Below are 14,213 nucleotides of genomic sequence, written 5' to 3' on the forward strand. Positions count from 1 at the left end.
TGTTTTTATCTGTGACGGAATCGAACCCGCAACGCTTGTGGCATTGCGGAATTATCAAGGCGGGTAGCCTTGAGGTTTTGGCCATTCGGTGTAACACCGAGCGGCGCAAAATGCGCGGGCACGCAATTGAGTCACAGTTAAAACGCGGCGCATTGTACACCCGCACGAAGGCAAGATCCCATCACACAGCCGATTGCAATACGAAACAAGCCGCAATTTATGCAGGAACTGTCCTGATTCTGTAAATCTCGGAAAATTTTCATTACAGAAGGGTGATTTCAGTGGTTTAGGGTCGGTAAGTGGCTGAATTCGTATAGGTTTGTTGACATGGTGTAACGATTATTTGCCACCTTAAAAATCAAACAACTCTCTGTAGTCGCTGAGGAGCGGAGCGAGGCTGCGATCGGCTGCGTAGCAGTCGTAAAACCAGCGCACGCGGTGTGTCAGGTAAAACACATTGCCCGGATTCGCGACTGCTACGCAGCCGATCGCAGCCTCGCTCCGCTCCTCAGCGACTACAGGTAGGTAATGGCTTTGCGCAGACATAAAAAAACGCCAACCCCTCAGGGGTTGGCGTTTTTTGTACTGCGCTTAACGTTTACTGCGGCTTGCGACGACCGAAGCCCGGGCGCTGGCCGGAACCGGCAGGAGCGCCACGACGCTTGCCCGACGGCGCATCGTCAACCAGCTTTGGCCCGTTACGGGTTGGCTTGGTTGGGCGCTTGTTGATTTCGCTCGGACGCTCGGCAACTGGCGCACCACGGCCTGCTGGCACACGGTCAGTACGACCTGCCGGCTTGCGGGCCGGACGAGCCGACTCATCGCGCGCCGGACGGCCTGGACGCTCGCCTTCGATATGCGGCTGGCGGGCCGGACGCGGTGCAACAGGTGCACCTTCAGCCGGGCGCAGCACGCGGGCAACACGGTCACCACGGGCCACAGGGCGCGAGGATTTGCGCTGCATACGCTCAAGCTTGTCTTTGCTCTTGGCGTTCATCTCAGGCATGGCAACCGGCGTGAGGCCGACTTCAGCGCTGAGGATGTCCACTTCGAACTGGCTCATTTCGCGCCAGCGACCCATCGGCAGGTCGGAGTTGAGGAACACCGGACCAAAACGCACGCGCTTCAGGCGGCTGACCACCAGGCCCTGGGATTCCCACAGGCGACGCACTTCACGGTTACGACCTTCCATCACTACGCAGTGGTACCAATGGTTGAAGCCTTCGCCGCCCGGCGCCTGCTTGATGTCGGTGAAACGCGCCGGGCCGTCTTCCAGCACAACGCCGGCCTTGAGGCGCGCGATCATGTCGTCATCCACTTCGCCACGCACACGCACCGCATATTCACGGTCCATTTCGTAGGAAGGGTGCATCAGGCGGTTGGCCAGCTCACCGTCGGTGGTGAACATCAGCAAACCGGTGGTGTTGATGTCCAGACGGCCGATGTTGATCCAGCGGCCTTCTTTTGGACGCGGCAGTTTGTCGAACACGGTCGGACGGCCTTCAGGGTCGTCACGGGTGCAGATTTCGCCGTCGGGTTTGTTGTACATGATCACGCGGCGAACCGATTCGGCTGCCTCTTCACGCTTGATCACCTTGCCATCGATGGTGATGGCGTCGTGCAGGTCTACACGCAGACCCAGGGTTGCATCCTTGCCATTGACCTTAATGCGGCCCTGGCTGATCCAGCTCTCTACGTCGCGACGCGAGCCTACGCCAATACGGGCGAGGACTTTTTGCAGTTTTTCGCCTGCCGGGCCAATTTCCTGGCCGTCTTTAGGGTCGAGATCTTTCATCTGGGCACCTCCCGGTGTGTCAATTCAGGCGAGCGCCTGAAGTGTTAAAAATGGGCCTTGGGGCTCTGCTGAGCCCCAGAGGGTCGAGAATCATACGCGGATATTGGCCATTGCGCATCAAAGGCCAGCCACTTAATGCCCGGCTCACTTGCTTTTCCGCCGGCCGGTGGCTTCCAGCGCCAGCAAGCGCAGGGCCGATTCGGCCAGCACCGTGCGCTTATCGTCCTTGTCGAGTTTCTTCCAGGCCTTGATTTCACGTTTTGTGCGCCCGCAGCCCAGGCAAATGTCGTCGGTAAATTTGCAGACACCGATGCAGGGGTCTTTGGTTGAACTCATGACAGCCCTCCGAAGATTGTGTGGGAGCGGGCTTGCTCGCGATGGCATCGCCGTGGTGTACCTGCCAGACCGCGCCGTCCGCATCGCAGGCAAGCCAGCTCCCACAGGTGATGCATGGCCAGCAGAATCCACAGCTTGCCAGGCCCCTTTGTGGGAGCGGGCTTGCTCGCGATGGCAGCGCTGCGGTGTACCTGCCAGTCCGCGTCGCCTGCATCGCAGGCAAGCCAGCTCCCACAGGTGATGCATGGCCAACTGAATCCACGGCTTGCCAGGCCCCTTTGTGGGAGCGGGCTTGCTCGCGATGGCAGCGCTGCGGTGTGCCTGCCAGACCGCGCCGTCTGCATCGCAGGCAAGCCTGCTCCCACAGGTAATGCATGACCAACTGAATTCGCGGCGTGCCAGGCCCCCACCTGTGGGAGCGGGCTTGCTCGCGATGGCAGCGCTGCAGTGTGCCTGCCAGACCGCGCCGTCTGCATCGCAGGCAAGGCAGCTCCCACAGGTGATGCATGGCCAACTGAATCCACGGCTTGCCGGGACCCTTTGTGGGAGCGGGCTTGCTCGCGATGGCAGCACTGCAGTGTGCCTGCCAGACCGCGCCGTCTGCATCGCAGGCAAGCCAGCTCCCACAGGTGATGCATGGCCAGCAGAATCCACGGCTGGCCAGGACCCTTTGTGGGAGCGCGTCAGTCTTCCAGCTCGCGGCGTTCCTGTTCGATGGCTTCGGCCAGCGCCTGGGCCTCGAGCTCTTCGTCGCTCATGGCGGATCGTTGCTCAAGTGCAGCAACCGCAGCGCGCAACCGCTCGCGGGCCAACTCGGCCGCAGACGGTTGCTGCGGTTGTGGTTGCACCTCTGTCACCGGCTCGGGCTCGGGCTCGGGCTCGGGCTCGGGCTCGGGAACTTCAATCGGTGCAACCTCACGCAACAAGTCATCAAAGTCGGTTTTAAGACCCTCTTCCATCGAGTCCAGTTCCGTGAGCAAGGTACGGAAGCTGGTTTCATCTTTTGGCTCTTCGGGCTCGGCACTCTCGTCGGCCAGGGCCTGCAAATGCGCAGGCACCGGCGCATCGTCGAAGTCGAGGATCGGATCCGGCTCAAGCTCGCGCAATTCAGCCAGCGGCGGCAATTCGTCGAGGCTCTTGAGGTTGAAGTGATCGAGAAAACCCTTGGTGGTGGCAAACATCGCAGGCCTGCCCGGCACGTCACGGTAGCCCACCACGCGAATCCACTCGCGCTCGAGCAGGGTCTTGACGATATGGCTGTTGACCGCCACACCACGCACGTCTTCGATCTCGCCACGGGTAATGGGCTGGCGATAGGCAATCAGCGCCATCGTTTCCAGCATGGCCCGCGAATAACGTTGCGGGCGCTCTTCCCACAGGCGTCCGACCCAGGGCGAGTACTTTTCGCGGATTTGCAGGCGATAGCCGGAGGCTACTTCTTTCAGCTCAAAGGCGCGCCCATCGCAGGATTTGCGCAGCAGTTCCAGGGCCTTTTTAAAGACCGGCGGTTCCGGGCGCTCGCCCTCTTCAAACAGCTCGAACAGGCGCTCAAGGCTCTGCGGCTTTCCCGAGGCCAACAGAAAGGCCTCCAGCAACGGGGCCAGTTCTCGGGGTTCAGTCAAATTCATGGTTTCAGCTCTTTATTCGGCTCTTGCCCGCACATGGATCGGCGCGAAGGGTTCATTTTGCACCAGCTCGATCAGCGACTCCTTGACCAGTTCAAGTATGGCCATAAAGGTCACGACCACCCCCAACTTGCCTTCCTCGGCGGTGAACAGCTCGATAAAGGGCACGAAGCCACCACCCTTGAGGCGCTCAAGCACGTCGCTCATGCGTTCGCGGGTCGACAGGGCCTCACGGCTCACCTGGTGGCTTTCAAACATGTCGGTCCGGCGCAGCACTTCGGCCATCGACATCAGCAGCTCTTCAAGCGCCACGTCCGGCACCAGCTTGCGTGCCCGCGCCTCGGGGGCATCGAGTTTGGGCACATAAATCTCGCGCCCTACCCGGCTCAGCCCTTCGATGCCTTCGGCGGCCGCCTTGAAACGCTCGTATTGCTGCAAGCGGCGGATCAGTTCGGCGCGGGGGTCGCCCTCGTCTTCCTCGATTTCGGCAGAACGCGGCAACAGCATGCGCGACTTGATCTCGGCCAGCATGGCCGCCATGACCAGGTACTCGGCCGCCAGCTCCAGGCGCACGGTTTTCATCAACTCGACGTAACCCATGTACTGGCGGGTGATCTCCGCCACGGGGATGTCGAGAATGTCGATATTTTGCTTGCGGATCAGGTACAGCAGCAGGTCGAGCGGGCCTTCAAACGCATCGAGGAACACCTCCAGTGCATCCGGGGGGATGTACAGGTCTTGCGGCATCTCGATGACCGCCTGGCCATAGACCATGGCCAGGGACAATTCTTGCTGGGCACCAGCCTGGGCTTGAGGCGCCTCGGGGGTGTTTACGTCGGACATCAGGCCTCGACCATAAAGGGTTGAGGATCGCCGCAACCCACACGCACAATCTCGGGGTCACCGCTGTCCACCAGGCTAATCACGGTGGAGGCCTTGTTGCCGCCAAAACCGCCATCGATGATCAGGTCGACCTGTTTTTCCAGGGCATCGCGAATTTCGTACGGGTCCTCCATCGGTTCGCTTTCGCCCGGCAGGATCAAGGTCACGCTCATCAGCGGCTCGCCCAGTTCTTCAAGCAAGGCCAGGGCAATTGGATGGCTCGGCACGCGCAGGCCGATGGTGCGGCGCTTGGGGTGCAGCAGCAGGCGCGGCACTTCGCGGGTGGCGTTGAGGATAAAAGTGTACGGCCCCGGCGTATGGGCCTTGAGCAAACGGAAGATCCCGGTATCAACCTTGGCAAACAGCCCCAGCTGCGACAGGTCGCAGCACATCAGGGTGAAGTTGTGCTTGTCGTCCAGGTTGCGCAGGCGCTTGATCCGCTCGATCGCGCCCTTGTCGCCCATCTGGCAACCCACGGCGTAGGACGAATCGGTGGGGTAAATCACAACCCCGCCCTTCTTGATGATTTCAACGGCCTGCTTGATCAGGCGCGGTTGTGGGTTTTCCGGATGAATCTGGAAAAATTGACTCACAGTATTTACCTGTTCAGACGTTGGCAGTGGGCTTGTCATATTTGAATCGACACCACAATGGCGGCAAGTCTTCCGGTACCGGCCGATATTCGCCGATCTCGGACCACCCCCCCGGACCATGAAAATCACTGCCGGCACTGACCAGCAGACCGAACTCACGCGCAAGGATCGCCAGGCTGCCAACCTGATCGGCCGGCTGGTACCCGTTGACCACTTCAATCGCGTGACCCCCAGCTTGAATATAGTCGCCAATCAGCCGTCGGCGCTTGCTGCGGGTGAAATCGTAGTGCGAGGGGTGCGCCAGGCTGACCCAGGCCCCTGCTGCGCGCAGGGTGGCGACGGTGTCTTCAAGGGTCGGCCAGTGCAGCTTGACGTCGCCCAGCTTGCCGGCGCCCAGCCACTTGCGGAACGCTTCGGCGCGGTCCTTGACGTAACCGGCCTCGACCAGAAAGTCGGCAAAGTGCGGACGCGCCGGGGCATTGCCACTGTCGCCCAGAGTCTGCTGGATAGCTCGCGCACCTTCAAGCGCACCGGGCATGCCCTTGAGCGCGAGTTTGCGGCTGATCTCTTCGGCGCGCAGCCAGCGGCCATCGTGCAATTTGGCAATGGCCTCGACCAGCGCTGGCGCGTCCACATCAAACCCGTAGCCGAGCACATGTATCGTCGCCCCGCCCCAGGTGCAGGACAACTCCACGCCATTGACCAGCGTCATGCCCAACGCCTGCGCCGCCGTGCGGGCTTCGTCGAGGCCTTCAAGTGTATCGTGATCGGTCAGGGCCAGGACTCGCACACCTTTCTCGAACGCACGCGCAACCAGTACTGCGGGCGCCAGGGCGCCATCGGATGCCGTGCTATGGCAATGCAAGTCGATTTCCACGGGGATTTAATAACCTCTAGCTGACGCTTTCGCTGTCATTGATGTTTGTTATTATGCCGCCACATCCTGCTTCTGGCTGCCACTGTGAAACAATTCATCGACTTCATCCCGCTGTTACTGTTTTTCATCGTTTACAAAATCGAGCCGCGCATCGTCGAAATCGGCGGGCACAGCCTGTCGGTCGGCGGTATTTACAGCGCTACGGCGATGCTGATCATCAGTTCACTGGTGGTGTATGGCGCCCTGTTCATCAAGCAACGCAAACTCGAAAAAAGCCAATGGCTGACCCTGGTTGCCTGCCTGGTATTCGGCAGCCTGACCCTGGCCTTCCACAGCGAAACCTTTCTTAAATGGAAAGCCCCGGTGGTGAACTGGCTGTTTGCCCTGGCGTTTGCCGGCAGCCACTTTATCGGCGACAAGGTCCTGATCAAGCGCATGATGGGCCACGCCCTGAGCCTGCCCGATGCCATCTGGACCCGCCTGAACGTGGCCTGGATCGGGTTTTTCCTGTTCTGCGGCGCGGCCAACCTGTTTGTTGCGTTCACTTACCAAAGCATCTGGGTCGACTTCAAGGTGTTCGGCAGCCTGGGCATGACCGTGCTGTTCCTGATCGCCCAGGGTATCTACCTGTCGCGCCATCTGCATGACACCGACCCCACCGATACCTCCCCCAAGACCAAGGACTGACATGCTCTACGCCATCATTGCAACAGACGTCGCCAATTCGCTCGAAGCCCGCCTGGCTGCCCGCCCTGCGCACCTTGAGCGCTTGCAACAACTGAAAGCCGAAGGCCGTATCGTGCTGGCCGGGCCGCACCCGGCCATCGACAGCAATGACCCGGGCGCTGCCGGTTTCAGTGGCAGCCTGGTCGTGGCCGAGTTCGAGTCGCTGAACGCTGCCCAGGCCTGGGCCGAGGCCGATCCCTACGTTGCTGCCGGCGTCTATGCCAACGTCAACGTCAAGCCGTTCAAGCAAGTCCTGCCGTAACCTGTATCTTTACCGGTGGCCGGCGCACACAGCGTCGGCACCGGTCAAATCGAGTAAGCCATGAGCGACCTGTTACTGATAGATGATGACCAGGAGCTGTGTGAGCTGCTGGTCAGTTGGCTGAGCCAGGAAGGCTTTCAGGTTCGCGCTTGCCACGATGGTTCCAGCGCCCGCAAGGCGCTGAGCGAGTCCAGCCCGGATGCCGTGGTGCTGGATGTCATGCTTCCCGATGGCAGCGGCCTTGAGCTGCTCAAGCAACTGCGCAACGACCACCCCGACCTGCCGGTGCTGATGCTGTCGGCGCGTGGCGAACCGCTGGACCGCATCCTGGGCCTGGAGCTGGGCGCCGATGACTATCTGGCCAAGCCTTGCGACCCCCGCGAACTGACCGCCCGCCTGCGCGCCGTGCTGCGCCGCAGCCACCCGGCGGCCGTGTCCAGCCAGATGGAGCTGGGCGACCTGTGCTTCAGCCCGATGCGCGGCGTGGTCACCATCGACCAGCGCGACATCACCCTGACCGTTTCCGAAAGCCGCATCCTCGAAGCCCTGCTGCGCCAGCCCGGCGAGCCGCTGGACAAACAGGAGCTGGCGCAGATCGCCCTGGGCCGCAAGCTGACCCTGTACGACCGCAGCCTGGACATGCACATTAGCAACCTGCGCAAGAAAATCGGCCCCCACCCCGATGGCAGCCCGCGCATCGTGGCATTGCGCAGCCGCGGGTATTTCTACAGCGCCTGAAAAAAGCACCCTCTCCCTCCGAGAGAGGGTTGGGATGAGTGCCAGGGCAGTCACCTTATGTAAATCCCCGGCCAAACCGTCTTTACCAAAGCTTTACCCACGGTTGACAGCGGTTGACCTTGATCTCCCTAAACTGGGCGCATCCGGAATTACCGGAATCCAAATTCAAAGGAGACACACCATGCGTAAGACTCTTATTGCTTTGATGTTTGCTGCAGCACTGCCAACCGTCGCAATGGCCATGCCTGGTGGTGACGGCCAGATGGGCCCACGTCACGGCGGTGAACACCACGGTCGCGGCGACGCCCCTTACAGCCAGCTGGACCTCACCCGCGAGCAGCGCCAGCAGATCGGCAAGCTGATGGGCGAGCAAATGCATGATCGCAAGCAACTGGTCGAAAAATACCTGGAAAAACTGCCAGCCGCCGACCAGAAAGCGCTGAAAGACGAGATGAAGGCCAAGCACGACAAAACCCAGAGCGATATCCGCGCCTTGCTCAAGCCTGATCAGCAAAAACGCTTCGACGAGATGCAAAAGAAACGCGTCGAGCGTCAAGCCGAGATGAAAGAGTTCAAGGAGTGGAAAGCACAGCAAGCGCCAAAAGCGCAATAATCTGCGCACCCACCAGGCCCAACGGTTAACGCCGTTGGGCTTTGCGCGTTTTAATCAATTGATGATGAGGAATTCCCGTGCGATCACTGTTTTGGCGCATTCTGGCCAGTTTCTGGCTGGCGATTGCCCTGGTCGCAGGGTTGTCCATCCTGCTGGGGCACATGCTCAATCAGGACGCCTGGATCCTCAGCCGCCACCCCGGCATCGCCAATCTGGCGCAACAGTGGACCGAACGCTACGAAACCCAGGGCGCCGATGCGGCGCAAGACTTCCTTGAGCGGCGCAAGCGCCGCTATCACATCGATGTACAAGTGCTCAATGAAAGTGGCGACCCGCTGGTACGCGGCACCTTCCCGCGCCGCGCCGCCGCCTGGGAAGCCCGTCAGCAACCCGGCCAGCAGGACCTGCCGTGGCGCCGCCTGACGGTCGAATACACCAGCCCGAAAACCGCCGAAACCTACCTGCTGATTTACCGCATCCCTAACCCCGAGCTGGAGGCCTGGCACCGCCAGAGCCTGATCTGGCCACTGAGCGCGCTGGGGATTGCACTGGTGGTGCTGACCCTGTTCAGCCTGCTGGTCACGCTGTCCATCACCCGCCCGCTCAAGCGCCTGCGGGTGGCAGTGCATGACCTGGGGCAAACCACCTATCAGCAGAACAGCCTGGCGCGATTGGCGTCGAGAAGGGATGAATTTGGCGTGCTGGCCACCGACTTCAACCGCATGGGCGCGCGCCTGCAAAGCTTGATCGGCAGCCAGCGCCAGTTACTGCGCGATGTGTCCCACGAACTGCGCTCGCCCCTGGCCCGCCTCAAGATTGCCCTGGCCCTGGCTGAACGCGCCGGCCCCGAAGAGCGTGAGAAGCTGTGGCCGCGCCTGACCCGCGAGTGCGACCGGCTGGAGTCGCTGATCAGCGAGATCCTGGCCCTGGCCCGGGTCGATGCCGACCAGGCCAGCGCCGAGCAGGTCGATCTCAATGCGTTGCTCAACACCGTGCAAAAAGACGCCTCGCTGGCGGCTCCCGAGCAGGCCGTGCTCCTGCAAGCCGAACCGGGGTTGAGCCTCAATGGTTGGCCGACGATGATCGAGCGCGCCGTAGACAACCTGTTGCGCAACGCGCAGCGTTTCAACCCGGCGGGTGAACCGATTGAGCTGAGCGCGGTGCGCGAAGGCGAACACATCACCATCAAGGTCCGCGACCACGGCCCCGGGGTTGCCGAGGAGTACCTGGCGCAACTGGGCGAGCCGTTTTTCCGCGCACCGGGCCAGACAGCGGCCGGGCACGGACTGGGACTGGCCATTGCCCGCCGCGCGGCAGAGCGCCACGGCGGCCGGCTGCTGCTGGGCAATCACCCGCAGGGCGGGTTTGTTGCCACCCTGGAGTTGCCGCTGGAGCCCAATGGCAACCTGTAAATCTGATGCGGCGTTTGCGCTGCTGTTGTGGGAGCGGGCTTGCTCGCGATGCAGGCGACGCGGTTTGTCTGGATGACCGCGGTGATGCCCTCGCGAGCAAGCCCGCTCCCACAGGTTTCGATATCCGGGATTACTTGACCGACCACGCCTGCACAAACCCGGCGCTGTCGACCTTGCCTGCAACGCGCAATTCGTTCTGCGGCGTGCCCAAATACAGAAACGCCACCACTTCCTCGCCCTCACCCAGCCCCAACCCCTTGGCCACATGCGGCGCATATGACAACTCGCCGGTGCGCCACACCGCACCAATGCCCTGGGCATAAGCCGCCAGCTCAATGGCATGGGCCGCGCAGCCCGCCGTAATCAGTTGCTCGGACTTGGGCACTTTGAAGTGCTCCTGCAAGCGGGCAATCACCACCACCACTAACGGGGCACGCAAAGGCATGGCCCGGGCCTTGTCCAGGGCTGCCTGGGTTACTTCGCCACCCTGGGCCTGCACGGCCTCGGCGAGGATTTCGCCCAACTGGTTGCGCGCGTCGCCTTCAACCGTCAAAAACCGGTAAGGACGCAACTGGCCGTGGTCCGGCGCACGCAAGGCGGCGGCGAAAAGTACTTCACGTTGCTCAGCCGTAGGCGCCGGATCAAGCAAGCGCGGGGCAGAAACACGGTTGAGCAAAGCGTCGAGAGCCTCCATTGGCCACCTCCTGAAGAAAATGTGCAGCTATTCTAACGGTATCTCCCGAAGACCTGGCGGTTTACATAACCCGGACCACAGGTAGAATGGCGCCCCTCTTTCATCCCCGAGCTGACTTCATGGCGTTGCCGACCTTACGCATCATCGGTTTTATCATCGGCATCTTCCTGATTACGCTCGCGATCAGCATGGCCGTGCCCATGTTGACCCTGGTGATTTACGACCATCTGGGCGACCTGCCGTCCTTTTTGTGGGCCAGCCTGATCACCTTTGTCGCCGGCCTGGCGCTGGTCATCCCGGGTCGCCCCGAGCAGGTACACCTGCGCCCCCGGGACATGTACCTGCTCACCGTGTCCAGCTGGGTGGTGGTGTGCATCTTCGCCGCCCTGCCGTTTCTGCTAACCCAGCACATCAGCTACACCGACTCTTTTTTCGAAAGTATGTCCGGCATTACCGCCACCGGCTCCACCGTGCTCAGCGGGCTGGACACCATGTCCCCCGGCATCCTGATGTGGCGTTCGATGCTGCACTGGCTGGGCGGCATCGGCTTTATCGGTATGGCGGTGGCGATCTTGCCGTTGCTGCGCATCGGCGGCATGCGCCTGTTCCAGACCGAGTCTTCTGACCGCTCCGAAAAAGTCATGCCGCGCTCGCACATGGTGGCCCGCCTGATTGTCGCCACTTATGTGGGCATCACCATCCTTGGCAGCCTGGCGTTCTGGTGGGCGGGCATGAGTGTGTTTGACGCGATCAACCACGCGATGTCGGCCATTTCCACCGGCGGGTTCTCGACCTCCGACCAGTCGCTGGCCAAGTGGTCGCAACCGGCGGTGCACTGGGTGGCAATCGCCGTGATGATCATGGGCAGCCTGCCGTTTACCCTGTATGTGGCCACCCTGCGCGGTCATCGCAAAGCCCTGATCAAGGATCAGCAGGTGCAGGGCTTGCTCGGTTTGCTGGTGGTGACCTGGTTTGTACTCAGCATCTGGCTGTGGTGGACCACCAACATGCCGTGGTGGGATGCCTTTCGCCATGTGGCGCTGAACGTGACCTCGGTGGTAACGACCACAGGTTTCGCCCTGGGGGACTACAGCCTGTGGGGCAATTTCTCACTGATGCTGTTTTTCTATCTGGGTTTCATTGGCGGCTGTTCGGGCTCGACCGCAGGCGGGATCAAGATCTTCCGCTTCCAGGTTGCCTATATCCTGCTCAAGGCCAACCTTAATCAGCTAATCCACCCCCGGGCGGTGATCAAGCAAAAGTACAACGGCCACCGCCTCGACGAAGAAATCGTACGTTCGATCCTGACCTTTTCGTTCTTCTTCGCCATCACCATCTGTGTGATCGCCCTGGCCCTGTCGCTGCTGGGGCTGGACTGGATGACCGCCCTCACCGGCGCGGCCAGCACGGTGTCCGGCGTAGGCCCGGGGCTGGGCGAGACCATCGGGCCGTCCGGCAATTTCGCCAGCCTGCCGGATGCGGCCAAATGGATTTTGTCCCTGGGCATGTTGCTCGGCCGGCTGGAGATCATTACCGTGTTTGTACTGTGCATTCCTGCATTCTGGCGGCACTGATCCCGTCACACAAATAGAGAGAGTCATGGACCAAATCCTGTCTCTGCGCCATTACCGCCACGACCTGATTGCCCATAGCCATGAACATGCGCAGGTGGTGATCAGCCTGTCGGGCCAGCTGGATTTCGAAGTCGAGGGCCGGCCCAGCCTGTTGCGCCAGCAACAGTTGATGGTGGTGCCCGCAGGCGCCCACCACACCTGCGGCAGCCCACGGGGCAGCCATTGCCTGGTACTGGATGTACCCGGTGACAACTGGCTGGGGCAGTCATTGGGCGCGCACGCCGATGCCAGCCGCCGCTTGCTCGATACCGCCGGCCATCTGCCCCTCGACCCGCAGCAGCACCAACTGGTCAACTGGCTGGCGACCAGCCCGGTGACCGATCCGTTGATTGCCCGCCAAGGGGCGATCCTGCTGCTGGCCAGCCTCAATAGCCTCAACCCTGAGCAGGCCCAACCCCGCCGCCTGCCCTACGCTGCCCTCGATGCCTATATCGAGCAGAACGCTGCCTACCCGCTGCAGGTCGCGGATCTGGCGCAGATTGCCGGTTTGTCCTGCGCCCGCCTGCACAGCCGGTTTATCAGCGAATGTGGGCAAACGCCGATGGACTACATCCGCCAACGGCGCCTTCGCAGTGCCCTGACGCTGTTGCGCCACAGCGCCTTGCCCATCGGTGAAATCGCCAGCCGCGTTGGCTACAGTTCGCAAAGCGCGTTTGCCGCTGCCATGCTGCGCGAGTTCGGTGCCTCGCCTTCGCGGCTGCGCCGCGAGCCTGGCGACAATTAGCGCCAGCCCCGCGACAGACAGCCGTACCTTGCACCCCATAGACTGCATGCCTTGCCCGTATTGACCCAAGGATTGCGATGACTCCGCGTACTGCCCTGGGCGCCCTGCATATTGGCGCCTTGATGTTTGGCCTCACTGGCGTGTTCGGCAAACTTGCCGCTGCGTCAGCCTCAATCATCGTATTTGGCCGCGCCGCTTTTGCGGTGCTGGCCCTGTTGTGCTTCGCCGGGCTGGCCAACCGCGGCGGCTGGCACCGGCTGACCCTGCGCGATGCCCGCAACCTGCTGTTAAGCGGCTTGCTGCTGGCCGGGCACTGGGTGAGTTTTTTTGTCTCGGTAAAAATCGCCGGCGTCGCGATCGCCACCCTGGGCTTTGCCAGTTTCCCGGCGTTCACGGTGATTCTGGAGGGACTGATTTTTCGCGAGCGCATTCGCCTCAACGAAGTCATTCTGGTGGTACTGGTCAGCGTCGGGCTGATCCTGGTCACCCCGAGTTTTGATCTGGCCAGCCAGGCCACCGAAGGGCTGCTGTGGGCGGTGGGCTCGGGGCTGCTGTTTTCGCTGCTGTCGCTGAACAACCGGGCCAACTCGGGGCGGATGCCCGCCGTGCAGGCGGCCATGTGGCAAAACGCAGTGGTTGCAGTGTGCCTGCTGCCGTTTGCCGGCCCGGGGCTGAGCGAGGTTCGCCCGATGGACTGGCTCTGGATCGGTCTGCTCGGGGTGTTCTGCACCGGGGTGGCCCACAGCCTGTTTGTCGCCAGCCTGGCGGTGATCAAGGCGCGCACCGCGGCGGTGGTGTTTGCCCTGGAGCCGGTCTACGGCATCACCCTGGCGTGGCTGCTGTTCCACGAAACCCCTTCGCTGCGCATGCTGCTGGGCGGGGTGCTGATTATCGTCGCCATTGTGGTGTCGAGCCGCATGGCCAGCGGCCCGGCACCCGGCAAAACCGCACTGGACGCCGCTGCTCACTGAACCCGGTCGTTGTGCCCCAGGTCGCGCTGCGGGTCGATCTGGTCGCGCACCCGCTGCTTGAGTACCTTGGCTTCGGGAAAGCCGCCGTCAGCCTTGCGCTCCCAGATCTGTACGCCGTTGCAGGTGATGCGAAACACCCCGCCGGTGCCCGGCTCCAGCGCGACCCGGCCCAGGTCGTCGGCAAAGGTACTGAGCAGTTCTTGCGCCAGCCAGGCAGCGCGCAGCAGCCACTGGCACTGGGTGCAGTAGGTGATGACAATTTCGGGTTTATCGGGCGACATGATTTCAAAGGCTCATGAAAGGAAGGCGCCGCTATAATAGCCGCCTTTCT

General features: G+C 61.9%; 16 protein-coding genes. 8 read left to right on the top strand and 8 right to left on the bottom strand.

All coding sequences use genetic code 11. The annotated features are described in order from the left end of the window. Positions 1-598: 598 nt before the first annotated feature. The 6 genes from rluB to BFC21_RS09450 all read right to left on the bottom strand — a co-directional run bounded on the left by rluB (position 599) and on the right by BFC21_RS09450 (position 6,108). Positions 599-1,795 carry a 23S rRNA pseudouridine(2605) synthase RluB gene (rluB, locus tag BFC21_RS09420; protein WP_088377744.1) on the bottom strand — a complete coding sequence of 399 codons (1,197 nt, stop codon included), beginning with the start codon at positions 1,793-1,795 and terminating at the stop codon, positions 599-601. A gap of 144 nt (positions 1,796-1,939) precedes the next feature. After that, the gene (locus tag BFC21_RS09425) at positions 1,940-2,131 is read right to left on the bottom strand and encodes a DUF1289 domain-containing protein (RefSeq protein ID WP_088377745.1); all 192 of its coding nucleotides are present in this window, start codon (positions 2,129-2,131) and stop codon (positions 1,940-1,942) included. 683 nt (positions 2,132-2,814) lie between these two features. Further along, positions 2,815-3,759 carry an SMC-Scp complex subunit ScpB gene (scpB, locus tag BFC21_RS09435; RefSeq protein WP_120266007.1) on the bottom strand — a complete coding sequence of 315 codons (945 nt, stop codon included), beginning with the start codon at positions 3,757-3,759 and terminating at the stop codon, positions 2,815-2,817. A gap of 12 nt (positions 3,760-3,771) precedes the next feature. Further along, positions 3,772-4,470, bottom strand: a complete 699-nt coding sequence (locus tag BFC21_RS09440; protein WP_162939390.1) for a ScpA family protein — start codon at positions 4,468-4,470, stop codon at positions 3,772-3,774. A 128-nt stretch (positions 4,471-4,598) separates the two neighbouring features. After that, entirely contained in the window at positions 4,599-5,231 is a 633-nt protein-coding gene (locus BFC21_RS09445) for an L-threonylcarbamoyladenylate synthase (protein ID WP_088377747.1), read from the bottom strand. Positions 5,232-5,244: 13 nt separating this feature from the next. Next, on the bottom strand, positions 5,245-6,108 hold the full coding sequence (locus tag BFC21_RS09450; RefSeq protein ID WP_088377748.1) for a PHP domain-containing protein: 864 nt from the start codon (positions 6,106-6,108) through the stop codon (positions 5,245-5,247). Between the two features lie 84 nt (positions 6,109-6,192). On the opposite strand from BFC21_RS09450, the gene BFC21_RS09455 reads away from it, so the two are divergent. The 5 genes from BFC21_RS09455 to BFC21_RS09475 all read left to right on the top strand — a co-directional run bounded on the left by BFC21_RS09455 (position 6,193) and on the right by BFC21_RS09475 (position 9,859). After that, positions 6,193-6,795 carry a septation protein A gene (locus tag BFC21_RS09455; RefSeq protein ID WP_016781607.1) on the top strand — a complete coding sequence of 201 codons (603 nt, stop codon included), beginning with the start codon at positions 6,193-6,195 and terminating at the stop codon, positions 6,793-6,795. Between the two features lies 1 nt (position 6,796). Beyond that, a complete protein-coding gene (locus tag BFC21_RS09460) occupies positions 6,797-7,096 on the top strand; it encodes a YciI family protein (protein ID WP_016781608.1) in 300 nt (99 codons plus the stop codon). Between the two features lie 60 nt (positions 7,097-7,156). Next, positions 7,157-7,834: a response regulator transcription factor gene (locus BFC21_RS09465; RefSeq protein WP_016781609.1), complete on the top strand. Its 678-nt coding sequence runs from the start codon at positions 7,157-7,159 to the stop codon at positions 7,832-7,834. A gap of 181 nt (positions 7,835-8,015) precedes the next feature. Next, the gene (locus BFC21_RS09470; protein WP_088377749.1) at positions 8,016-8,447 is read left to right on the top strand and encodes a Spy/CpxP family protein refolding chaperone; all 432 of its coding nucleotides are present in this window, start codon (positions 8,016-8,018) and stop codon (positions 8,445-8,447) included. A gap of 77 nt (positions 8,448-8,524) precedes the next feature. Next, the gene (locus BFC21_RS09475) at positions 8,525-9,859 is read left to right on the top strand and encodes a HAMP domain-containing sensor histidine kinase (protein WP_088377750.1); all 1,335 of its coding nucleotides are present in this window, start codon (positions 8,525-8,527) and stop codon (positions 9,857-9,859) included. 130 nt (positions 9,860-9,989) lie between these two features. Here BFC21_RS09475 and BFC21_RS09480 read toward each other — a convergent pair whose 3' ends face one another. After that, entirely contained in the window at positions 9,990-10,553 is a 564-nt protein-coding gene (locus BFC21_RS09480) for an NAD(P)H nitroreductase (protein WP_120266008.1), read from the bottom strand. Between the two features lie 119 nt (positions 10,554-10,672). On the opposite strand from BFC21_RS09480, the gene BFC21_RS09485 reads away from it, so the two are divergent. The 3 genes from BFC21_RS09485 (at position 10,673) to BFC21_RS09495 (ending at position 13,882) form a co-directional block, all read left to right on the top strand. Further along, complete coding sequence (locus tag BFC21_RS09485; RefSeq protein WP_016781613.1) at positions 10,673-12,127, top strand: TrkH family potassium uptake protein; 1,455 nt, start codon at positions 10,673-10,675, stop codon at positions 12,125-12,127. A gap of 25 nt (positions 12,128-12,152) precedes the next feature. Then, the gene (locus BFC21_RS09490; RefSeq protein ID WP_120266009.1) at positions 12,153-12,911 is read left to right on the top strand and encodes an AraC family transcriptional regulator; all 759 of its coding nucleotides are present in this window, start codon (positions 12,153-12,155) and stop codon (positions 12,909-12,911) included. Positions 12,912-12,988: 77 nt separating this feature from the next. Then, positions 12,989-13,882, top strand: coding sequence for a DMT family transporter (locus tag BFC21_RS09495; protein ID WP_088377752.1), 894 nt, complete (start codon positions 12,989-12,991; stop codon positions 13,880-13,882). Here the strand turns inward: BFC21_RS09495 and BFC21_RS09500 are convergent. Then, positions 13,876-14,163, bottom strand: coding sequence for a SelT/SelW/SelH family protein (locus BFC21_RS09500; RefSeq protein ID WP_016781616.1), 288 nt, complete (start codon positions 14,161-14,163; stop codon positions 13,876-13,878). The two genes, BFC21_RS09495 and BFC21_RS09500, sit on opposite strands and share 7 nt — an antisense overlap. Between the last annotated feature and the right edge of the window lie 50 nt (positions 14,164-14,213).

Source organism: Pseudomonas sp. TMW 2.1634, from assembly GCF_001703595.1.
Lineage (GTDB): Bacteria > Pseudomonadota > Gammaproteobacteria > Pseudomonadales > Pseudomonadaceae > Aquipseudomonas > Aquipseudomonas fragi.

Excerpts from the sequence above, each read along its gene's own strand:
- rluB (WP_088377744.1), bottom strand. The coding sequence starts at position 1,795 with ATGAAAGATCTCGACCCTAAAGACGGCCAGGAAATTGGCCCGGCAGGC.
- BFC21_RS09425 (WP_088377745.1), bottom strand. The coding sequence starts at position 2,131 with ATGAGTTCAACCAAAGACCCCTGCATCGGTGTCTGCAAATTTACCGAC.
- scpB (WP_120266007.1), bottom strand. The coding sequence starts at position 3,759 with ATGAATTTGACTGAACCCCGAGAACTGGCCCCGTTGCTGGAGGCCTTT.
- BFC21_RS09460 (WP_016781608.1), top strand. The coding sequence starts at position 6,797 with ATGCTCTACGCCATCATTGCAACAGACGTCGCCAATTCGCTCGAAGCC.
- BFC21_RS09465 (WP_016781609.1), top strand. The coding sequence starts at position 7,157 with ATGAGCGACCTGTTACTGATAGATGATGACCAGGAGCTGTGTGAGCTG.
- BFC21_RS09470 (WP_088377749.1), top strand. The coding sequence starts at position 8,016 with ATGCGTAAGACTCTTATTGCTTTGATGTTTGCTGCAGCACTGCCAACC.
- BFC21_RS09480 (WP_120266008.1), bottom strand. The coding sequence starts at position 10,553 with ATGGAGGCTCTCGACGCTTTGCTCAACCGTGTTTCTGCCCCGCGCTTG.
- BFC21_RS09485 (WP_016781613.1), top strand. The coding sequence starts at position 10,673 with ATGGCGTTGCCGACCTTACGCATCATCGGTTTTATCATCGGCATCTTC.
- BFC21_RS09490 (WP_120266009.1), top strand. The coding sequence starts at position 12,153 with ATGGACCAAATCCTGTCTCTGCGCCATTACCGCCACGACCTGATTGCC.
- BFC21_RS09495 (WP_088377752.1), top strand. The coding sequence starts at position 12,989 with ATGACTCCGCGTACTGCCCTGGGCGCCCTGCATATTGGCGCCTTGATG.
- BFC21_RS09500 (WP_016781616.1), bottom strand. The coding sequence starts at position 14,163 with ATGTCGCCCGATAAACCCGAAATTGTCATCACCTACTGCACCCAGTGC.